The 19,156-nt window shown below is 55.1% G+C and carries 20 protein-coding genes; 8 read left to right on the top strand and 12 right to left on the bottom strand.

Going from position 1 to position 19,156, the window contains the following annotated elements:
* Positions 1 to 138 precede the first annotated feature (138 nt).
* Positions 139 to 1,617 carry a M48 family metalloprotease gene (locus tag ACXAIA_RS11600; protein WP_475349461.1) on the top strand — a complete coding sequence of 493 codons (1,479 nt, stop codon included), beginning with the start codon at positions 139 to 141 and terminating at the stop codon, positions 1,615 to 1,617.
* 85 nt (positions 1,618 to 1,702) lie between these two features.
* On the opposite strand, the gene ACXAIA_RS11595 is transcribed toward ACXAIA_RS11600, so the two are convergent.
* The 3 genes from ACXAIA_RS11595 to fdxA form a co-directional block, all read right to left on the bottom strand.
* Positions 1,703 to 2,506 carry a hypothetical protein gene (locus ACXAIA_RS11595; protein ID WP_475349460.1) on the bottom strand — a complete coding sequence of 268 codons (804 nt, stop codon included), beginning with the start codon at positions 2,504 to 2,506 and terminating at the stop codon, positions 1,703 to 1,705.
* Between the two features lie 92 nt (positions 2,507 to 2,598).
* Positions 2,599 to 3,099 (bottom strand): CarD family transcriptional regulator, encoded by a 501-nt coding sequence (locus ACXAIA_RS11590; RefSeq protein WP_475346972.1) that lies wholly within the window; start codon positions 3,097 to 3,099, stop codon positions 2,599 to 2,601.
* 309 nt (positions 3,100 to 3,408) lie between these two features.
* Positions 3,409 to 3,744 carry a ferredoxin FdxA gene (gene fdxA / locus ACXAIA_RS11585; RefSeq protein WP_475349459.1) on the bottom strand — a complete coding sequence of 112 codons (336 nt, stop codon included), beginning with the start codon at positions 3,742 to 3,744 and terminating at the stop codon, positions 3,409 to 3,411.
* Positions 3,745 to 4,119: 375 nt separating this feature from the next.
* Here fdxA and ACXAIA_RS11580 point away from each other — a divergent pair, with 375 nt between their 5' ends.
* Genes ACXAIA_RS11580 through ACXAIA_RS11560 form a run of 5 tightly spaced genes read left to right on the top strand, consistent with a single transcriptional unit; the run spans position 4,120 to position 9,654 of the window.
* A complete protein-coding gene (locus ACXAIA_RS11580; protein WP_475349458.1) occupies positions 4,120 to 6,546 on the top strand; it encodes a putative bifunctional diguanylate cyclase/phosphodiesterase in 2,427 nt (808 codons plus the stop codon).
* Between the two features lie 59 nt (positions 6,547 to 6,605).
* Positions 6,606 to 6,980, top strand: coding sequence for a response regulator transcription factor (locus tag ACXAIA_RS11575; protein ID WP_475349457.1), 375 nt, complete (start codon positions 6,606 to 6,608; stop codon positions 6,978 to 6,980).
* On the top strand, positions 6,977 to 7,600 hold the full coding sequence (locus tag ACXAIA_RS11570; protein WP_475349456.1) for a chemotaxis protein CheC: 624 nt from the start codon (positions 6,977 to 6,979) through the stop codon (positions 7,598 to 7,600). Before ACXAIA_RS11575 ends, ACXAIA_RS11570 begins: the two co-directional genes overlap by 4 nt.
* Positions 7,601 to 7,612: 12 nt before the next feature.
* Positions 7,613 to 9,232 carry an ATP-binding protein gene (locus ACXAIA_RS11565; RefSeq protein WP_475349455.1) on the top strand — a complete coding sequence of 540 codons (1,620 nt, stop codon included), beginning with the start codon at positions 7,613 to 7,615 and terminating at the stop codon, positions 9,230 to 9,232.
* 38 nt (positions 9,233 to 9,270) lie between these two features.
* Entirely contained in the window at positions 9,271 to 9,654 is a 384-nt protein-coding gene (locus tag ACXAIA_RS11560; protein WP_475346967.1) for a MerR family transcriptional regulator, read from the top strand.
* Here the strand turns inward: ACXAIA_RS11560 and ACXAIA_RS11555 are convergent.
* The gene (locus ACXAIA_RS11555) at positions 9,651 to 10,055 is read right to left on the bottom strand and encodes a YbaN family protein (protein WP_475349454.1); all 405 of its coding nucleotides are present in this window, start codon (positions 10,053 to 10,055) and stop codon (positions 9,651 to 9,653) included. The genes ACXAIA_RS11560 and ACXAIA_RS11555 overlap by 4 nt on opposite strands.
* A 412-nt stretch (positions 10,056 to 10,467) precedes the next feature.
* Here ACXAIA_RS11555 and arfB point away from each other — a divergent pair, with 412 nt between their 5' ends.
* Together arfB and ACXAIA_RS11545 are read left to right on the top strand one after the other, a co-directional pair.
* Positions 10,468 to 10,884, top strand: a complete 417-nt coding sequence (arfB, locus tag ACXAIA_RS11550; RefSeq protein ID WP_062956623.1) for an alternative ribosome rescue aminoacyl-tRNA hydrolase ArfB — start codon at positions 10,468 to 10,470, stop codon at positions 10,882 to 10,884.
* A 45-nt stretch (positions 10,885 to 10,929) separates the two neighbouring features.
* On the top strand, positions 10,930 to 11,712 hold the full coding sequence (locus ACXAIA_RS11545) for an acyl-[acyl-carrier-protein] thioesterase (RefSeq protein WP_475349453.1): 783 nt from the start codon (positions 10,930 to 10,932) through the stop codon (positions 11,710 to 11,712).
* A 2-nt stretch (positions 11,713 to 11,714) separates the two neighbouring features.
* Here ACXAIA_RS11545 and ACXAIA_RS11540 read toward each other — a convergent pair whose 3' ends face one another.
* From ACXAIA_RS11540 to ACXAIA_RS11505, 8 genes are all read right to left on the bottom strand, one after another.
* Positions 11,715 to 12,338 (bottom strand): ribonuclease HII, encoded by a 624-nt coding sequence (locus ACXAIA_RS11540; protein WP_475349452.1) that lies wholly within the window; start codon positions 12,336 to 12,338, stop codon positions 11,715 to 11,717.
* A gap of 72 nt (positions 12,339 to 12,410) precedes the next feature.
* Entirely contained in the window at positions 12,411 to 12,899 is a 489-nt protein-coding gene (locus tag ACXAIA_RS11535; RefSeq protein WP_475349451.1) for a GNAT family N-acetyltransferase, read from the bottom strand.
* A 154-nt stretch (positions 12,900 to 13,053) separates the two neighbouring features.
* On the bottom strand, positions 13,054 to 13,458 hold the full coding sequence (locus ACXAIA_RS11530; protein WP_475346962.1) for a Na+/H+ antiporter subunit G: 405 nt from the start codon (positions 13,456 to 13,458) through the stop codon (positions 13,054 to 13,056).
* 12 nt (positions 13,459 to 13,470) lie between these two features.
* Positions 13,471 to 13,740 (bottom strand): K+/H+ antiporter subunit F, encoded by a 270-nt coding sequence (locus tag ACXAIA_RS11525; RefSeq protein ID WP_475346961.1) that lies wholly within the window; start codon positions 13,738 to 13,740, stop codon positions 13,471 to 13,473.
* Positions 13,737 to 14,228, bottom strand: coding sequence for a Na+/H+ antiporter subunit E (locus ACXAIA_RS11520; RefSeq protein ID WP_475346960.1), 492 nt, complete (start codon positions 14,226 to 14,228; stop codon positions 13,737 to 13,739). The genes ACXAIA_RS11525 and ACXAIA_RS11520 overlap by 4 nt, the downstream gene beginning before the upstream one ends.
* A gap of 19 nt (positions 14,229 to 14,247) precedes the next feature.
* A complete protein-coding gene (locus tag ACXAIA_RS11515) occupies positions 14,248 to 15,780 on the bottom strand; it encodes a monovalent cation/H+ antiporter subunit D (RefSeq protein ID WP_475349450.1) in 1,533 nt (510 codons plus the stop codon).
* A complete protein-coding gene (locus tag ACXAIA_RS11510) occupies positions 15,780 to 16,136 on the bottom strand; it encodes a Na+/H+ antiporter subunit C (protein ID WP_044827705.1) in 357 nt (118 codons plus the stop codon). The genes ACXAIA_RS11515 and ACXAIA_RS11510 overlap by 1 nt, the downstream gene beginning before the upstream one ends.
* A 1-nt stretch (position 16,137) precedes the next feature.
* Positions 16,138 to 19,002, bottom strand: coding sequence for a monovalent cation/H+ antiporter subunit A (locus ACXAIA_RS11505; protein WP_475349449.1), 2,865 nt, complete (start codon positions 19,000 to 19,002; stop codon positions 16,138 to 16,140).
* Positions 19,003 to 19,156 lie beyond the last annotated feature (154 nt).

Genomic DNA, 19,156 nt, shown 5'->3' with positions numbered 1-19,156 from the left:
TCTCCCCATTTTAGAGGCTTGATCGGAACGTGCGAAAAGATTGAATGATCAGAAAACACGCGTTACCAATTCCCGGTTGGTTTCGCTGGAACGATGCTTGGCAGCTTACGCGGCCAAACGACACGAGGAAAGATAACAATGGGCTGGCTGAATTTCCGATCACATAAACATCTTGCCGGTGTGCTTGCTGCGATCGCGCTGAGCACTGCGGTCGCCGGATGTTCGACCAACCGGGCAACGGGTGAGGACAGCTTCACCGCCTTCATGTCGCCCGAGCAGGAAAAACAGATCGGCTCGCAAGAACATCCGAAAATGGTCAAGGAATTCGGTGGCCAATACACGGAAAAGGACCTGCAAAGTTATGTAACCAAAGTCGGAGAAAAGCTGGTCGCGGTTTCGGAAACTCCGAACGAAAAGTTCACATTTACCGTTCTTGATTCCCCGGTTGTCAACGCCTTCGCCCTGCCTGGTGGGTATGTCTATATCACGCGTGGTCTGGCCGCCCTTGCGACCAACGAGGCGGAATTGGCTGGCGTTGTTGCCCATGAAATCGGCCATGTGGTCGCCCGCCACTCTGCCCAGCGATACAGCCGCGGTGTTCTGACACAACTTCTCGCAGGAGGACTGGCCGTTGCAATCGGAAACGGGGCCGGCGATCTGATTGGCCAAGGGGCAAATGCCTATCTCAAAGCCTTCTCGCGCGAGCACGAATTTGAAGCCGACATGCTTGGCATTCGCTATATGACCAAGGCCGGATATGACCCAAAGGCCATGGCATCCTTCCTCAAGAAATTGCGGGCACATTCACGTTTGCAGGCAAAACTCGCGGGACGTTCGCCAGATGATGTTGACCAGTATGACTTCATGGCAACCCATCCGCGCACCCTTGACCGCATCGAGCAGGCACGCCAAAGCGCAAATATCACAGCGGTTGCCAACCCGGAAATTGGCACTGTGCGTTACATGACAGCTATTGACGGCATCCTTTATGGTGATGGCCCGGATCAGGGCTATGTCCGTGGACAGGAATTTGTCCATGTGCCGCTGAATTTCCGCTTTGAAGTGCCCGATGGCTTTACCATGACCAACCAGCCAACCGCCGTCATCGCGCGCGATGGCAAAGGGGCGCAGATCATTTTTGAAGGCGCACCGGGGGCCAAGGACATCCGCCTTGATCACTATTTGCAGAACGGTTTCTCCAAACAGATCGCCATTCGCAATATCGAGATGCTCGATATCGAAGGCCAGGAAGCCGCAACCGGCAGCGCCGATATTTCATTGCAATCCGGCCCGGCGCGCCTGCGCGTGGTGGTGATCCGCCATGGCAGCTCGGCCTATCAGTTCCTGTTTGTCACCCCGCTTGATCAGGCCGTTAGCTATAACCTGCCTCTGCGTCGCACGACCTATAGCTTCCGCCCGTTGACCGACCGGGAAAAGCAGATCTATACCCCGCTTCGCATCAAGGTGCGCGCGGTCAACCCGGAATACAGCCTGCAGACCTTCATTGATGACATGGACGTCGACAAGGCACCGGCAGACGTGTTTGCCACGATCAACGGCCTTGGCAGTGGCCAGCCGCCAGCGGTCGGGTCGCTGGTAAAAGTGGTGAAAAACTAACGCCACAATCAGACATGTTTCCCAAACGACAAAAGGCAGCATCGAAATGCTGCCTTTTGTATTTTTCAAACCGGCTTAGTGCTGATTAGCTACTGGTAAGTTGCTCGATGATGGCGCCCTGAGCATCAAGGGCCACAGCAATCAGATGCCCGCCGCGCCCGGCCCCGCCATCCAGCGACAGGGTAAATTCGCGTTCCTGCAGACCAACCTGCCCTTGGGACGCACCCCGGACAATGCGGGCGCAGTCGTAATAGCGTTCGGTAATGGCTTCAAACATCGACCCACCCCACCAGAAGGTATCGGTCTGACCGGTCAGCGGACGAGATCCATCAAGTCCGGTATGGACAAAGATCAGGCGACCATCCGTTGAATAGGCCGCATGCTTGAGATCGGACAGCAATGCGTTATGGCCGCTATGGCGTCGCACCGCGTCACCGAATGTCGATGTCCATTGTGAAATCGCATGTGCGCCCTGATGCATGGTCTTTTGCACACTGGCCGGATCAAAGCCATAGGCACGCACGGTTCCGGCAATGCCACGGGTTAGCATCCAGTCAAAGACCTCACCCGGATTCGGGGCAAACTGGATCTGTTGCAATTTGGACAGCATCTCTTCGGCCGCACCGCGCAGAAACGCGATGTCGGTAATATCGACACCATCCAGGGCGATGAAGAAGCGGCGGAACAGCAACAGCTCATTGATGGTGGCAACCACGTTTTCGGCGGTGCCATCGCCCCAATAGTTCCCGAGATAGACAAGCCTGTCGCCCGGCTTTACGCGTTGCGCAAGTTTCTGATGAACATCGCGCAGCGCGCCATGATCACCATTAATTGCGCCGACGACCCAGATTCTCTCTGCCGGTTTGATCGGCGCCAGAACTGTACTCATCGCTGTAACCTGCCCAAAACAAAAATAAAACCGGCCCAAGCGTATATCGCGGGCCGGTTTTTATAAATAGTTGTCTGAAGGGGCCTTCGCAATCAGGCAGCCTTCTGCAAAAGCTTTTCAAGTTTGCCAGACGCCTTGTCCTTGTCGATTTTTTCAATCGCGGCAAGCTCGTCTACAAGGCGCTCAAACGCGGCTTCGTAGATCTGACGCTCGGAGAAGGACTGTTCCGGCTGGGTCGCGCTGCGATGCAGATCGCGCACAACTTCAGCAATCGAAACCGGGTCACCGGAATTGATTTTTGCTTCATATTCCTGCGCACGGCGCGACCACATGGTGCGCTTGACACGTGCACGACCCTTAAGGGTTACGAGTGCGGAATCCATCTGCTTTTTCGAAGACAGCTTGCGCAGACCGGAGTTGCCAACCTTGTTCACCGGCACGCGCAAGGTCATGCGGCTGGAGTCAAAGGTAATCACATAAAGGCGTAATTCCTGCCCCGCGATTTCCTGGGTTTCCAGGCCATCAACACAGCCAACACCATGCGCGGGGTAAACAACGTAATCGCCAACAGCAAACGGCAACTTATCCGACATCAAGCATCCTTCCGGCCCAATCAGGCCTGGTCATTCAACTGCAACACTACAGAACCAGCGACGCAAAGAGCTGCACGCGACCAAGCTTTTTGGCAAAGTCGCGGTTCAGACAGGAATTTCAAATACGGAAATTCGACAATTCGGAATGAGCCTGTCGAGCCCTTAGCGCGAATTGTGAACAATAACACAACACGTCATCAGTTTACAGGTATTTTCCCGACACCCTGCTCAATGCTGCCATGCGCAAAACCCACTGGCAGGAGCCAGTGGGTCGAAAATCGCATAGAATTTCGGGAGTTAGTCCGAAAATCAGTCACCTTCACCCGGCGCTTCGGACAGCATTTCGGTCTTGCCGGTTTTGCCGTTCCATTCATCAGCGTCCGCCGGTGCGTCGCCTTTGCGGGTAATATTTGGCCAGACTTCTGCAAATTTCCGGTTGATTTCCAACCAGCTATCCAGATTCGGCTCGGTATCGGGAATAATCGCTTCAGCGGGGCATTCCGGTTCGCAGACACCGCAATCAATGCATTCATCAGGGTGAATTACGAGGAAGTTTTCACCTTCATAGAAGCAATCGACGGGGCAAACCTCGACGCAGTCCTGATACTTACACTTGATGCAGTTTTCCGTCACCACATAGGTCATGGTGTAACTCCGTACAGGTTGCGGGGCCAGATTGCGGCTGCACCCGCTTTCGGCCGTGTTCTCTCTCGGGAATTGGGTTATCATGCACAGCAGTTGTGTGCAACTCCAATAAAACCCTAATTTTTTGCGTAGTATATTCTTTGTGGCGCACCGACAGCTTGTCCGAGCCCTGACGTATCAGGTCCGTGCACGCTGCAATGCAGCGCAGACCATACAGATTTCTTGCCGCTTTTCCAGTTCCTAAATCCTGCGGACAATTGCTTTTGAATGGACAAAGCCATAATCTGCTGCCACGGGGTAACAACACAAGAAACTGTGGGGATCGGATTGCCAGAAAAAGGCCATGATCAACAAAGGCTTAGATGGCGCGACCGCTTGTCTGTCAAACAGGCAAGAATTGCGGTCGGGCTTACTTTGCTGATTGGCCTGCTGTTCAGTGGCATCCAGATTCTTTGGGACCTGCGCGAAGAGCAAAACCTGATTGACCGCACCGTGAACCAGGTTCTGGCGACCTTGCGCGAATCAGCCACCCAGGCGGCCTATGGGCTCGACGAAACACTGGCGGCCCGGGTCGTTTCGGGCATTTTCGAGTATGAACCGGTGTATGAGGCAGAGCTGCGCGACAATTTCAACAATGTCCTGGCGCGCAAATCCGAACAACCGATCAGCTCGAACCGGACCTTCTTGACCCAGATCATGTTTGGGGAAAACCAGGCATATGAAATCCCGCTTCAAACAGACGGGCCGAACGGGCTGGTCGGACATCTCAGTGTCAAAATTGATACCGACCTGATTGCAGATGGCTTTTTAAACCGTGCATCGCGCATTCTGTTATCGGGCATTGTGCGCAACCTTTTGCTTGGTCTGGTGCTGGTGGCATTTTTCTATACCACGCTGACCAAACCGCTTCTGGGGATTGCAGCCCAACTGCGCAAAATTGATCCCGAAAAGCCCGACTCTACTGCCATCGACATTCCAGCCCATCACGCCAGGAACGAACTGGGCATGATCATTCAGACCACCCGTGGCCTGATGGAACGGGTGTCCTCAACCCTCGACAGATTGCTTGAAAGTCAGCAAAAAGTTCGTGATCGCGAAAGCCGCCTCAGTGCCATCGTCCAGAATGTTGCAGACGGCATTCTGACCATCACGCCAAACGGTCGCATTGTCGAATACAATGCCGCGACCAAAGAGATCCTTGGCATGATGCGCGATGAAACGCCAAAGGGGCGGACACTTCATGAATTCCTGTTGCCACGCGCGGTACCACTTCTTGAACACAGTCTTGAAGAACTGGCCGAACATGCACCGGGCGGGGAAACCGTCGAAAAGCGCTTCACGCTGCCCATCGTCCGTGCCGACAAAAAGGAAATTGATGTTTCGATTGCGCTTCGCCTGATCCCCGACAGCGACACCCCACTGATGACCGCAGTGCTCAATGATATCACGGTGCGCAAGCGCTATGAGGAACAGCTGGTCTATATGGCCAACCATGACACGCTGACCAACCTGCCCAACCGCAGCATGCTCGAACACAGCCTGTCAGATGCGCTGCAAACCCACAAAGACAATGAAGCCGTGCGCAGCGGCGCCACCGCGATCCTGTTCATTGACCTTGATCGTTTCAAGCTGATCAATGACAGCCTTGGTCATGATGTCGGGGACCTGTTGCTCAAGGCGGTTGCGCTCAGACTGCAAAAGGTCATCGGTCGGCAAGAAGTTGTTGGCCGTTTGGGTGGGGATGAGTTCCTGATCATTATCCCCGATCTCAAAGAAACACAGGATGCCGTCATCCTGTCGCAAGCCGTTCTCGATGCGCTGAGCCCGGCCTTTGACATCAAGGGGCGCGTTCTGTTTGTCACACCGTCCATCGGGATTGCGCTTTATCCGTCAGACGGCGAAACCTTCCCTGCCCTGATGCGCAATGCCGACACTGCAATGTACAGCGCAAAATCCAGTGGCGGCGGCACCTATCACTTCTTTACCAAGACCATGAACGAAAGCGCGATGGCGCGGCTTGTGATCGAAAATGATCTGCGTGAAGCCCTGGAAAAGGATGAGTTCGAACTGCATTACCAGCCCAAGGTCGATTTGCGCACCAACAAGGTCTGCGGCCTCGAAGCGCTGATCCGCTGGAAACAGCCCGGACGGGGATATATCTCGCCCATGCAGTTTATTCCCGTTGCTGAGGAAACCGGTCTGATTGGCAAGATCGGCGAATGGGTATTCCGTGAAGTCTGCTGGCAGATTTCGCAATGGGATGAACAGTCAATTCCGGCAACGCCGATTGCGATCAACCTGTCGCCACGCCAATTGATCGAAGGCCGCATCACCGAAACCATTTCGCGCATCCTTGCCGAAACCAGCACACCGGCCGCACGGATCGTGCTTGAGGTCACCGAAACCGCGATGATGCAGGAAATCAAAAAGTCCGCGACCATCCTTGAAGAGCTGCGCCATCTTGGCTTGAAGATCGCGGTTGATGATTTTGGTACGGGTTATTCGTCGCTTGCTTATCTCAAGCGCCTGCCGATCAATACCATCAAGATTGATCGATCCTTTGTCCGCGACGTCACGATTGATACTGACGATGCCGCCATCACGCGCACGATCATCGCAATGGGTCATAACCTTGGCCTCAAGGTCGTGGCTGAAGGTGTCGAAACAAATGAACAGATGCAGTTCCTTCGGGAATGCAATTGTGACGAAGTTCAGGGCTTCCTGATTGCCACACCCCTGCCGCCCGGCGAGGTTGTCGAGTATGTTCGACGCCCCTCCGTCGATATCACAACCGAACTCTAACCCGCCGCGCATATCGCACTGATATGGCTTCGGCTCAGCCCCGCACAATCGAGAAGAAAATGCCAGATACCAAATCCGTTTTGCTCGTTGATGACAGCAAGTTCGCCCGCCTTCTAGTCAAGGCCTTCATTTCCAGCAACTTTACAGATTGGCAAATCGACGAGGCCGAAGACGCAAGCAAGGCGCTCGAAATGGTCGATGCCAAGACCTATGACTACATGCTGGTTGATTTCAACATGCCCGGCATGGACGGCCTTGAACTGGGCGAAAAGCTGCGTGCCCGTTTTCCCGGGGCTGTAATTGCGCTTCTGACTGCCAATATTCAACAGGAAATCCAGAACAAGGCCGAAAGCCTTGGACTTGATTTCATTCCGAAACCCCCAACCGAAGAGAAAATTCGCGACTACATCACGTCGCGGGAAGCTGCCCAATGATCGAACTCACCGAACTTGAACATGATACCATCAGTGAACTGATCAATATTGGTGTTGGGCGTGCCGCGTCTTCGCTTTCGGAAATGGTTGAGCAACCCGTCGAACTGACAGTCCCGGCGATATCCTTTGTTGAACGGTTCTCTGACAGTGAATTGGCCAACGCCCCGACCGAAGTTGTTTCTGCTGTCAGCCAAAGTTTCCATGGACCGTTCACCGGCGAAGCCATGCTGGTTTTCCCGGAAGTAAGAAGTCTGGAGCTTGTGCGCAGCCTGCTTAAGGTCGACGTGCCGCTTGATACGCTGACAGATCTTGAACAGGAAGCCCTGATGGAGGTTGGCAATATCATTTTGAACGCCTGCCTTGGCAGCATTTCCAACGTGCTGGGCGAGCCGATCAATTGTTCGATGCCGTCATTTCGCAAACGTGAAACGCGTGCCCTGCTCGATGACGATGCAACAGATGGCAGCGCAGGCACAAATCCCGTTCTGATGATTTTGCATGTACAATTCATGCTGCGTCAGAACGATATTGATGGCTATGTGCTGTTCGTCATGGACCTTGAATCTATCCAGATGTTGCGCGAACTGGTCCGCCGTTTCCTGGCCAACTCCTTTGGGTAACCGGTGAGGTGAATGACAAAACCGCAATCCGATAACAGGGCACAGCCCCAGTCCTTTGATCTGAACCGTGACAGTGATGCTGCCGATCTTTTCGCAGCCCTGCTTGATACGGCAGATACCGGGCTGATTGCGCTTGCGCCGGACGGCACGATTTGTCACTGGAACGAATGGATGCAAAGCCGGTCTGGCAAGGATGCCGATCAGGTGATGGGCAAGGCATTGCACGACGTTTTCCCCGATACCAAGCTTGGCCGTGTCAGTCTGGCGATCGAGGACTGTTTGAAATTTGGCATGCCCGCGGTGATTTCGCCCTCGCTCAATCAGGGCGCGCTGCCCTTGCGCCCCCTGCCGCAATTTGCAGCCAGTTTCGAGCGGATGGAACAATCCATCCGCGTGCATCCGATCAAGACCAAACGCAATGGCACGTTATGCTCGCTGATCATTCGTGATGTTACGCTGGCTGTGCAGCGCGACCGACTTTTGCGCCAACAGGCCTCGGAACTCGCCGACCTTGTCACCCAGTCCAAACGCAGCGAAGGTCGCACACGTGCCATCCTGCAAAACACCATCGATGCCATTCTTGTCGCATCTGATGATGGCAGTATCGAACCGCTGAATGCCCGCGCGCAGGAGCTTTGCGGTCCGACCGGCGATCCGGAACTGCGCAATATCATTCGTTTCCTGCTGCCCGATAGCGAACACACCCCGCTCACTCCGCCACCGCCGAACCGGCTTTTGACCGACCTTGGCACCGGTGTGATCGAAGTTCTGGCCTCCACACTCAGTGGCCGCAACGTGCCGCTAGAAGTCGCAATCAGCCATTTTTCAGCCGATCAGCGCTATCACTACATCATTACGCTGCGTGACATTTCCCAACGCAAACGCCACGAACGCGAAATCCAGCGCACCATGCAGGAGCTTGAGCGTTCAAACGCGGAACTCGAACAATTCGCATATGCCGCCTCGCATGACCTGCAGGAACCGCTGCGCATGGTTTCAAGCTATACCCAGCTGCTGGCACGGCGCTATGAAGGCCAGCTGGATGACACAGCTGACGAGTTCATTCATTACGCGGTTGATGGCACGCAACGCATGCAGCGCATGATTGACGACCTTTTGACCCTGTCGCGCGTTGGCCGCCATGGTAAACCGTTCAATCCCGTCCCGCTTGATAGCCTGTTTGATGCCATTGTCACCAACTTCAGACGTGCTGGCTCGGCGCCCGAAGGCAACATCATCCGCGACGGCGTCCTGCCAACTGTCATGGGTGATGCCAGCCAATTGCTGCTGCTGTTTCAGAACCTGGTGTCAAACGGTCTTAAATACAGTGACCCAAAAGACGGACAGGTCCGAATTTTTGCGTCCGAAACGCCCGACAGTTACCGGATTTTTGTTGCCGATAACGGGATCGGCATCGATCCGCAATATCACGAAACCATCTTCGAAATCTTCAAACGCCTGCATGGGTATGGCGATTATGCCGGTACCGGTATTGGCCTTGCGATCTGCAAAAAGATTGTCGATCGGCATGGTGGCAGCATTGATGTCACCAGCAAACCCGGTGAAGGCAGCACCTTCTGTGTTGAACTGCCAAAAGAATTGGCGATTGTCGCGACTGGCGAAAGCATGTAGCTTTCAGTTTACGTAAGCGTAAAGATGATTGAGCCACCATGAACGACAGCTACACCATCACCGACCTTGCCCGCGAATTCGAAGTCACCACCCGAACCATCCGGTTTTACGAGGATCAGGAACTGATCTCGCCCGAACGGCAAGGTCAGACCCGCATCTATAGCCAGCGTGACCGTGTGCGCCTGCGCCTGATCATGCGCGGCAAGCGGCTTGGATTTTCATTGAAGGAAATTCGCGACCTTCTGGATCTGTATGACGGGGATCGCAGCGAGATCACCCAGCTGACCACCCTCGTCGACAAGGTCAATGAACGGCGCGAAACCCTGCGCAAGCAGCGCGAAGACATTGACGCGACGCTTGATGAGCTCGATAAGCTCGAAGAAACCTGTCAGGAAGAATTGTCACGCAAGAAGGCCGGTTAAGCCCCCGGATTGGTTGGATTTTGCACCTTGGCCAGACGGGCTTCCGAGGGGCGCGACAGGATAAAACAACTGACCGGTATCGCGACGAGAAGCTGAATAAACGCGACCCAGCGGTTTTCAATCAACACCAGCGATGCCGTGATCACCACCAGAAACGCCACCATGGCAAGCATTTTGGCACGGCGGTTGATCACGCCATATTCGTTCCATTGACGGATCGACGTTCCAAAACGCGGATGATTGCATATCCAGTCATGCAGGCGCGGTGATCCCTTGGCAAAAAGCCAGGCCGCCAACAACATGAAGGGTGTGGTTGGCAAAAGCGGCAGGAAAATGCCGATCACGCCAAGACCAACAGAAAGCCACCCAAGGGCCAGATAGATATGCGAAAGGCGCAGCATTGATTTCCTGTTTACACTCGGTCCCGCCCCTGACAGGTTAGGTGAGAGCCGATTACGATGAGCTTGTACCATTTTGCCGAGAGCATTCCTCTGTCCAGCGAGGATAGGATCGCAGAGCGTAGCGGGGCTACGGTCGAGATCTTTGACGCTGCGGGGCAGAGGAATGCTCCGGCCCAAAGGGTTCGGTTTGGCGGTGTTTCGCGTCGTTACACCGCTTGAACGATGCACCACATCGTTCTGCGCGCTGTGCCTAGCCAAACAGTCCGCCGAACACGAACAAAATTGATACAAGCTCATCGTAATCGGCTCTGCGTAATGTAGGCATAGAAAACCGTAAATTCAATCAATAGCCGACCATTGCACTCAGTTAAGTCATCATCTTGAAACGCATCAAGAATCCACTCGGTTTGCCATGCTTGAAATTGAAAATGGCCTTTATCTGGATGAACGCCATCTGAACTTTCAGTTTGTCCGCGCCTCTGGCCCGGGCGGGCAGAACGTCAATAAGGTATCCAGTGCCGTTCAGATGCGTGTGCGCATTGATGATTTGACCGAACTGCCACAACGTGTGCGCAATCGCCTGCGCGAACTTGCTGGCAGCAAACTGACCAATGACGGCGAAATCATCTTTGACGCCCAGCGCCATCGCACCCAGGAACGTAACAAGCAGGATGCCGTCGAACGGTTTCTCGCCCTGCTGCGCAAGGCAGCTGAACGCAAGAAGTACCGCGTCAAAACCCGGCCCAGCCTGTCAGCCAAACGCAAACGCGTCGATTCCAAAAAGAAGCGCGGCGACACCAAAAAGATGCGCCAGAAGCCGTCATACTGACACGACCAACACCACCGCCGGTCTCCCCCAAACATAGGCCCCACCATGACCATTGACTGGAACCATATTTCAGAAGCCGAACTTCCCGCCAATTGCGGATGGAAGGGCACCTATCGTGTGCGCTATTCCGAAATCGGTGACAATGGCAAGGTCATGATGTCGGCACTGGCCGACTATATGCAAGATGCGGCAGGATGGGGCGCCCGTATCCTGAAACTGGCCTATGACGACACGGTTGATCACGGGATTGCCTGGGTGCTGGCACGCATGGTCATTCACATGCGCGACTATCCTGGCAATGGCGAGGATATTCTGGTTGAGACCTGGCCCTCAGGTGTTTCGCGCCGGGTCGCAACACGTGACTTTCGCCTGACCAACAGCAAGGGCGAGGTGATCGGTGTCGCGCAAAGTTTCTGGGTGATGTTTGACCTCATCACCCGCCGGGCAGCCCAATGGCCCGACTGGATCGAGGAACGCCTGCCCGATCCGCCCGGTCCCAAATTGATCGAACCGGCTTTACGGCCCGCCTTTACCAAGGATCATTTGCCCACGGTTGATAACATCAAGGCACGCCCGTCTGATCAGGACCTTTATGGGCATGTCAATAATGTGCGTTTGATGCAGTGGGTCATGGGAGTTGCCGGCCCGGATGGTCGGCCCGACTTCCATCCCGAAAGTCTGGATATCCAGTTTCGCACCGAATGCCGTGTCCATGAACGGGTTGCCATTCGCCACAAGGATGGCTTTGCCACCATCACCCGCGAGGAAGACGGCACCGATCTGGTCCGTGCCCATATCCTGCCGGTGAACCAGACGGCCGTGGCTTAGGCTCAGCGACCAGCCATCATCGCGTCAAACAGATCGGCAATCGGCTTGAAGCTTTTGCGGTGATGTGCCGTGGGGCCAACCTCGCCTAACCCAGCCATGTGTTTTTTAACGCCATAGCCTGCATTGCCTTCCCAGCCAAAGAAGGGATAACGCACGGCAAGGCGCGCCATGGCGCGGTCACGTACTACCTTGGCCACAATGGATGCCGCAGCAATCGATAGCGACTTGCTGTCCCCCTTCACGACCATCTCCACTGCACAGGGCAAACCGGGGTCACGGTTGCCATCAACCAGTGCCTGATCCGGCACATTATCAAGACGATCCACCGCACGGCGCATCGCGACATAGGTCGCCTGCAGGATATTGATCTGATCAATCTCGCGCACCGATGCCGCGCCAATACCAACCTCGGCACAGCTCATGATGATGTCATGGAGCCGGTCACGTTTCTTGGCAGACAGCTTTTTGGAATCATTGAGCTCAGCCACAAGCTCCACCGGCAACCGATCATCGCGGGGCAGGATAACGGCGGCGGCAACCACAGGCCCCGCCAAGGGCCCACGACCGACCTCGTCGATCCCGGCAATCCTGCCGTGATACTGATCTTCGATGGCAAAGTCTGGCATTCTGTTTGGTATCCCTCTCTGCTATTGGTCATAGCAAGCCAAGGGGCGTCGGACAATAAACGAGCTTGCCCCCTAGTCAGGAATTTCACGACACGCTTGCTGCGCCTGATACGCTTCACGCGTCATCACGTGACGCAAATAACCGTCGACCATCTGATCTGCCATCATACCCAGATTTTCGGCAAGCTTTCGCGAAGCTCTGTTGTCTGCATCGATATCAGCAACAATGCAGGGCAGCGCGAGACTGGAAAAGCCATGATCCAGAATGACTGATGCTGCTTCGCATGCAATGCCCTGCCCCCAGTGATCGGGATGCAAGCGCCAACCAATTTCGACCTCTGGCCCTGTGCCGTCCTCGGGGATCAACAATACCCACCCCAGAAACTGATCGGGCCGGGTCTTGTCAAAGATCGACCAATAGCCAAGCCCCTTTCCATAATCTTGCGCGATGCGGGCCTTGATAAAGGCCTTGTGCTGAATTTGATCGTCCCATGGGCCACGAAAAAAGTCGACAACGCCCGGCGCCATGTCCATCGCAAGACAGGCATCAAAATCGTCCATTGTTCTCGGACGCAAAACGAGACGCTTGGTTTCAAATATCATCACTTTGCGGAATCACCACGGTTGGAGTACCGACATCCTAACAAAAAACGGCACCGGTTTCCCGGTGCCGCTCATAAATCTCAAAAGGTAGACCTCAAAGGTCGTTCCCCTTTCAGGTTTCCTTTTCCTGATATTCCTCGCTCGGGTCATAACCCTCGGCCCCGATCGGATCGAATGTCGACCATCCTTCATCCTGATTGCTCGGCGGCAGTTCCGTATTCGGATCCACATTCAGCAGCATATAGGCCTTGGCAATCAGGTTGGCCGTAATCGGCGCTGTCAGGAAAATGAACAGCGTGATCAGCAATTCATGGATGGTGAAGCTTCCGCGTTCCACCCAGAAAAACAGCATCGAGGCAATCAGCGCCCCGCCAAGCCCGACGGTACTGGCCTTGGTCGGCGCATGCAGACGTGTCAGAAGATCACGCAGCTTGATCATCCCGAACGATCCGACCAACAGGAACACCCCGCTGATCACGATCAGAAGCGAGACGATGAGTTCAACAACAAACGGCATCTTATCGCTCCCTTATTCGATGATGTCGCCACGCAAGACGAACTTGCAATAGGCCACGGTTGAAACAAAGCCAAACATCGCAAACAGCAACGCACCTTCGAAATACATCGCCGTTCCCTGCCCGATCCCGTAAAGCACCAGAAGCGCAATGGCATTGATTGCCATCGTGTCCACTGCGAGAACCCTGTCAGCCGTGGTCGGCCCCGCCGTCAGGCGATACAGGTTCATCAGCAGTGCAAGTCCGACACAGATGAAGCCGAAATTCAGTGCATATTCGATCATTCGAAGATCTCCTTCAGACGGCGTTCATAACGGTCCTTGATGTCATCAACCACGCCCTGCGCATCGGGCGCATGCAGACAATGAACCAAAAGACTTTTGGCATCGGCACTAAGGTCAATCGTCACCGTGCCGGGCGTCATGGTAATCGTACCGGCAAGGGTCGTGATTGCCTCGCTCGAGGTCAGGTCAAGCGGAACAACAACACACTTGGACTCAAGGCTTTCCGTTTTGCGGAACAGGATCAGGCCGGCAACGATAACGTTGGCAACCAGAATGTCCCAAAGCACAATCAGCAAATACTCGCAAATCGCATAGACATTGCGAATGCGCGGGCGGCCCGGCCAGAAACTTGACGTGATCAACGGAATGACAATCGCGAGAAGCAGGCCAAAGATCACGGCACCGGCCGAAATCTCGTTCACCAGAAAGACCCAGACGACCAGAAGCGAAAGTGTCAGAAGCGGATGAGGCAGATAACGTTTCATCATGATGATCCTGTCCTTCCCCTTACTGGCCAATCTGTGCAAAGGCATTTTCGCCCAGCACCGCTTCGATATATTGCGATGTATCGAACAACTGTGCCGATACACCTTGCATATAGTCGCTGATCGGCCCGGCAAAGATCGTAAGCGCAATCAAGGCTGCCAACATGCCGCAGCTTGCCACAATCGGCAGAACCGGCCATTTGGCACCTTCAACCGTAATCTCGCCATCGACCGAGGCACTCTTCCAGAACAGGACACTGCCCGCCCGGCCAAAGCCAACGATACACATAAGCGACGTCACCAGGATAATCGACCAGATCCAGACCATCGCATCGCTGTCGCGCGCCGCATCCAGGATCTGCAACTTACCGATAAAGCCACTAAGCGGCGGCATCCCGGCCATCCCGATCGCACCGACAAAGAACAGCACCGCAAGGAAGCCCAACTGATGGAACTTCGGTGCAGTATGCAGGCTGTCGCCATACTGACCGCGGCGTGACACCACAAGATCCGCAATTAGGAACAGGGCAGCCGCCGAGAAGGTCGAATGCAGCAGATAATAAAGACCCGCCGAAATGCTTTCAGGCGTGAACAGCCCGATGGCAATCAACAAGGTCCCCATCGATCCGATCACGGAAAAGGCGATCAGACTGTTAAGGCGCTTTGCCGCCAAAACCCCGGTCATGCCCAGCACCAGTGTAATCAGGGCAGCGGGCAGGATATAGGGCTGCGCAAGCCACGCCATATCACCGGCGGCATCGCCAAAGGCCAGCGAGTAAACACGCAGAACCGAATAGGCCCCGACCTTGGTCATGATCGCAAACAGGGCTGCCACCGGTGCCGGTGCATTGGCATAGGTTCCCGGCAACCAGAAGTGAACCGGAACCAAAGCCGCCTTCACACAGAACACCAGAAGCAGGATCAGCGCACCTGCGCGCAGCAGGGCCGCATCACCAGACGCGACATTGGTCACCTGAATGGCAAGATCGGCCATGTTCAGTGTGCCGGTAACGGAATAGATCATCCCGACACCCACCAGGAACAGGGATGACCCCGTCAGGTTGATGACGACATATTGCATGCCCGCCTTCAGTCGATCCGCCCCCGCGCCATGCAGCATCAAGCCATAGGACGCGATCAGCAGAACTTCGAAGAAGACAAACAGGTTAAAGACGTCACCGGTCAGGAACGCACCATTGACCCCCATCAGCTGGAACTGGAACAGGGCATGGAAATGCTTGCCGCGCTGATCCCATTCGCTGGATGCGAACAGAACAACACCAAGACCCAACAGCGATGTCAGGAACACCATCATCGCTGACAGACGATCAAGCACCAGCACAATACCAAACGGTGCCGGCCAATTCGACAACGCATACATTTCCGGGCCATTGCCGCTGGCAAAGATCAAAAGCGACAGCGTGACCGCCACAAGGGCAACCGTCGCTGTAATCGAAAATACGCGCTGCAGGATAATGTCGTGACGTACCGCCAGAACAATCAGGGCGGCCATCACGGCGGGCAGCACTATGGGAACAACAATCCAGTCACCCATCAGTTTTTATCTCCTGCTTCGGATGGCTCACCAACCGGGCGACCGTCAACATGGTCATTGCCGATTTCAAGATAAGCCCTGATCGCAAGAACCACGATCAAGGCGGTCATGCCGAATGAAATCACAATCGCCGTCAGGACAAGGGCCTGGGGCAACGGATCGGTATATTCGGTCACACCATCACGAAGGATCGGCGGCATGTTGATGGTCAAACGGCCCATCGCGAAAAGGAAAACGTTCACGGCATAGGACAACAAAGCCAACCCGATCACCGCCGGGAAGGTCCGCCCGCGCAGCAACAGATACGTGCCACACGTTGTCAGAAGCCCGATACTACTTGCGACAAGAAATTCCATATCAGGCCTCCTTTTCCGGCGTTGCCACCGGTGCAGACGGATCGTGATCCATCGGCTCGGCATTTATGTCGACATGTTCTGCCATGCGTTCGATCTGTGAAAGCTTGGCCAGTGCCAGCATCACAGCCCCGACCACGGTCAGGAACACACCAAGGTCAAAGCCCATGGCAGATGCCAGTTCAAACTCGCCAACAATCGGCAGATGAACATGGGTAAAGCCACTGGTCAGGAACGGAAGCCCCGCAACCCAGGCTGATGCCCCGGTGATGGCTGCAGCAATCACACCAAGGCCGATCATGCCATGGTAATGCACCTTCATGCGGTTCTGGGCCCAGCCAAAGCCAGATGCCATATACTGCATGATGAGCGCCACAGACACGACCAGACCGGCGATAAAGCCACCGCCCGGCTCGTTATGCCCCCGCAGGAAGATGTAAACCCCCACCATCAGTGAAAGCGGCAACATCACGCGGGTCGCAACAACCATCATCATCGGATGGCGGTTCGGCGACCGGCGACGTTCGACCACCCAATCGGCCAGACGCCGTGCGGCATCGCCCTTGGTGACCGTTTCAACCAGCGCAAAGATCGAAAGCGCTGCGATCCCCAGAACGATGATCTCGCCAAAGGTATCAAAGCCACGGAAGTCAACGAGGATGACGTTCACAACGTTGGTCCCGCCGCCTTCGGTCTTTGAATTCGCCAGATGATAGGACGAGATCGTGTTGGGCAGATCACGTGTCATGATCGCCCAGATCGCCCCGCCAATACCAAGACCAGCCGCAATCGAAACAATACCGTCGCGCATTTTGCGCCCCGGCAGGCTTTCCTTCGGCGTTTCCTTTGGCAGGATGTTAAGGGCCAGCAGCATCAGAATGACCGTGACCACCTCGACCGAAATCTGCGTCAGCGCAAGGTCCGGTGCGGAAAGATAGATAAAGCCAAGCGATACGATCAGGCCAACCACACCGACCAGAAGCAAGGTCAGCAAACGGTTGTGATGCATGAAGACCGCCGCAACACAAGTCACGACCAGCAACAGCCAGCCAATCGCCGCCGGTGGGGAAACTTCAAGAAGTTCACGCGTGCCCGACTGGAAGTCCGGCTTGGCAAAGAAGCCCGAAAGCCCGATGCCAATCGAACCGATCACCATGATCGCAAGATAGCGCTGCAGCGATCCGTTATGCAGATTGTCCGAAACCAGTCGGCTTACTGCGACGGATTTGGCAATCGCGCAATCAAACATTGCCTTGGCATCCGGACGCGACAGGTTGGCGGTTGCCGACATCAGGCCACCATGGCGCATCAGCAACAGCGAACCACCAATCAGCGCAATCACACTCATGCCAAGCGCCGGTGTCAGGCCATGCCAAAGTGACAGATGATATTCCGGCAACTCATCCCCGGTAACAGCACCCGCAGTCGCCGCCACCAGCGGCCCTGCGATGGTTGCCGGGAACAGACCGATCAGAACCACCAGGATCGTCAAAAGCGCGGGCGGTGCCCACATGCCAAACGGTGGGTCATGCGGATGATGCGGAAGGTTTTCATCGCGCGGCTTGCCCAGCCAGACATGGAAGATAAACCGGAAAGAATAGGCAACCGAGAACAGGGCACCAACAGTTGCCAGAAGCGGCACGACCCAGTTTTGATCGAACCACATGGTGTGCCATGCTTCTTCAAGCATCATTTCCTTGGAAATGAACCCGTTGAACGGAATGACACCGGCCATCGAGGCCGCAGTGATGATCCCGATGGTGCCGGCAATCGGCATCAGGTTCAACAAACCGCCAAAGCGGCGAATATCACGGGTCCCGGTTTCATGATCAATGATACCGGCCGTCATGAACAGGGCCGCCTTGAAGGTCGCATGGTTAATGATGTGGAAGACACCGGCAACCGCAGCCATCGGCGTTCCAAAACCAAGCAGCATGGTCACAAGACCAAGATGACTGACCGTTGAGAAGGCCAGAAGCCCCTTAAGGTCATGCTTGAAGATCGCAATCCATGCGCCCAGCACCATTGTCACCAGACCGGCCGTCGCAACGATATAGAACCATTCCGGCGTGCCCGAAAGAACCGGCCACATGCGGGCCATCAGGAAGATGCCCGCCTTCACCATTGTGGCCGAGTGCAGATAAGCCGAAACCGGTGTCGGGGCCGCCATGGCATGCGGCAGCCAGAAATGGAACGGGAACTGCGCGGATTTGGTAAAGCAGCCCAGCAGGATCAGGATCAAGGCCGGCAGATACATCGGCGATGCCTGGATCAGATCGGCGTTCTGCAGGATGACGGTCAGATCATACGACCCGACAATATCGCCAAGGATCAGCATCCCGGCAATCATCGCCAGACCACCTGCCCCTGTGACGGCAAGCGCCATGCGCGCGCCCTGACGACCAGCCGGAAGATGTTTCCAATAGCCGATCAGAAGGAACGAGGACAGCGACGTCAGTTCCCAGAAAATCAGCAGCAGCAGGATGTTATCAGACAGAACGATGCCGACCATGGCCCCCTGGAACAGAAGCAGGAACACATAGAACCTGCCCATCGGATCGTCCTTGGAAAGATAGAACCGCGCATAAATGATAATCAGCAAGCCGATGCCAAGGATCAGGGTCGCAAACAGCAAACCCAGCCCATCAAGGAAGAAGGTCACATTCAGACCCAGTTCCGGCAGCCAATTATAACTGACCTGAAAAACCTCGCCGGCAATGACCGCCGGGGCCTTTGCCATCAGCAGGATCAGGGCGAGTAACGTGACAGAACCGGTCGCTGTCGCACATGCGTTGCGCCCGGCCCTGATCATTATGGCGGGTAAGACCGCCCCAATGAAGGGAAGCAAAACAATGAGGGTGAGACTCATGAAAGACCCTTATTTTTGGATATTCGCCACATCGCCCCCAACGCGAGGCAGCAAGAAAATTCCGCGAGAAGTTAATATTAGTATAGATAATGGTCAAGAAAACCCAAACAGCGCAGCTTTTTACCTTGCAGCTGTCAAGTGAAGACGATCACCT

This window comes from Thalassospira sp. ABL2_045 (genome assembly GCF_056161285.1).
This window is presented reverse-complemented; position numbering and strand designations above follow the sequence as displayed.

Coding starts and splice junctions, on each gene's coding strand:
- ACXAIA_RS11600 (WP_475349461.1), top strand. CDS start 139: ATGGGCTGGCTGAATTTCCGATCACATAAACATCTTGCCGGTGTGCTT.
- ACXAIA_RS11595 (WP_475349460.1), bottom strand. CDS start 2,506: ATGAGTACAGTTCTGGCGCCGATCAAACCGGCAGAGAGAATCTGGGTC.
- ACXAIA_RS11590 (WP_475346972.1), bottom strand. CDS start 3,099: ATGTCGGATAAGTTGCCGTTTGCTGTTGGCGATTACGTTGTTTACCCC.
- fdxA (WP_475349459.1), bottom strand. CDS start 3,744: ATGACCTATGTGGTGACGGAAAACTGCATCAAGTGTAAGTATCAGGAC.
- ACXAIA_RS11575 (WP_475349457.1), top strand. CDS start 6,606: ATGCCAGATACCAAATCCGTTTTGCTCGTTGATGACAGCAAGTTCGCC.
- ACXAIA_RS11570 (WP_475349456.1), top strand. CDS start 6,977: ATGATCGAACTCACCGAACTTGAACATGATACCATCAGTGAACTGATC.
- ACXAIA_RS11565 (WP_475349455.1), top strand. CDS start 7,613: ATGACAAAACCGCAATCCGATAACAGGGCACAGCCCCAGTCCTTTGAT.
- ACXAIA_RS11560 (WP_475346967.1), top strand. CDS start 9,271: ATGAACGACAGCTACACCATCACCGACCTTGCCCGCGAATTCGAAGTC.
- ACXAIA_RS11555 (WP_475349454.1), bottom strand. CDS start 10,055: ATGCTGCGCCTTTCGCATATCTATCTGGCCCTTGGGTGGCTTTCTGTT.
- arfB (WP_062956623.1), top strand. CDS start 10,468: ATGCTTGAAATTGAAAATGGCCTTTATCTGGATGAACGCCATCTGAAC.
- ACXAIA_RS11545 (WP_475349453.1), top strand. CDS start 10,930: ATGACCATTGACTGGAACCATATTTCAGAAGCCGAACTTCCCGCCAAT.
- ACXAIA_RS11540 (WP_475349452.1), bottom strand. CDS start 12,338: ATGCCAGACTTTGCCATCGAAGATCAGTATCACGGCAGGATTGCCGGG.
- ACXAIA_RS11535 (WP_475349451.1), bottom strand. CDS start 12,899: ATGGACGATTTTGATGCCTGTCTTGCGATGGACATGGCGCCGGGCGTT.
- ACXAIA_RS11530 (WP_475346962.1), bottom strand. CDS start 13,458: ATGCCGTTTGTTGTTGAACTCATCGTCTCGCTTCTGATCGTGATCAGC.
- ACXAIA_RS11525 (WP_475346961.1), bottom strand. CDS start 13,740: ATGATCGAATATGCACTGAATTTCGGCTTCATCTGTGTCGGACTTGCA.
- ACXAIA_RS11520 (WP_475346960.1), bottom strand. CDS start 14,228: ATGATGAAACGTTATCTGCCTCATCCGCTTCTGACACTTTCGCTTCTG.
- ACXAIA_RS11515 (WP_475349450.1), bottom strand. CDS start 15,780: ATGGGTGACTGGATTGTTGTTCCCATAGTGCTGCCCGCCGTGATGGCC.
- ACXAIA_RS11510 (WP_044827705.1), bottom strand. CDS start 16,136: ATGGAATTTCTTGTCGCAAGTAGTATCGGGCTTCTGACAACGTGTGGC.
- ACXAIA_RS11505 (WP_475349449.1), bottom strand. CDS start 19,002: ATGAGTCTCACCCTCATTGTTTTGCTTCCCTTCATTGGGGCGGTCTTA.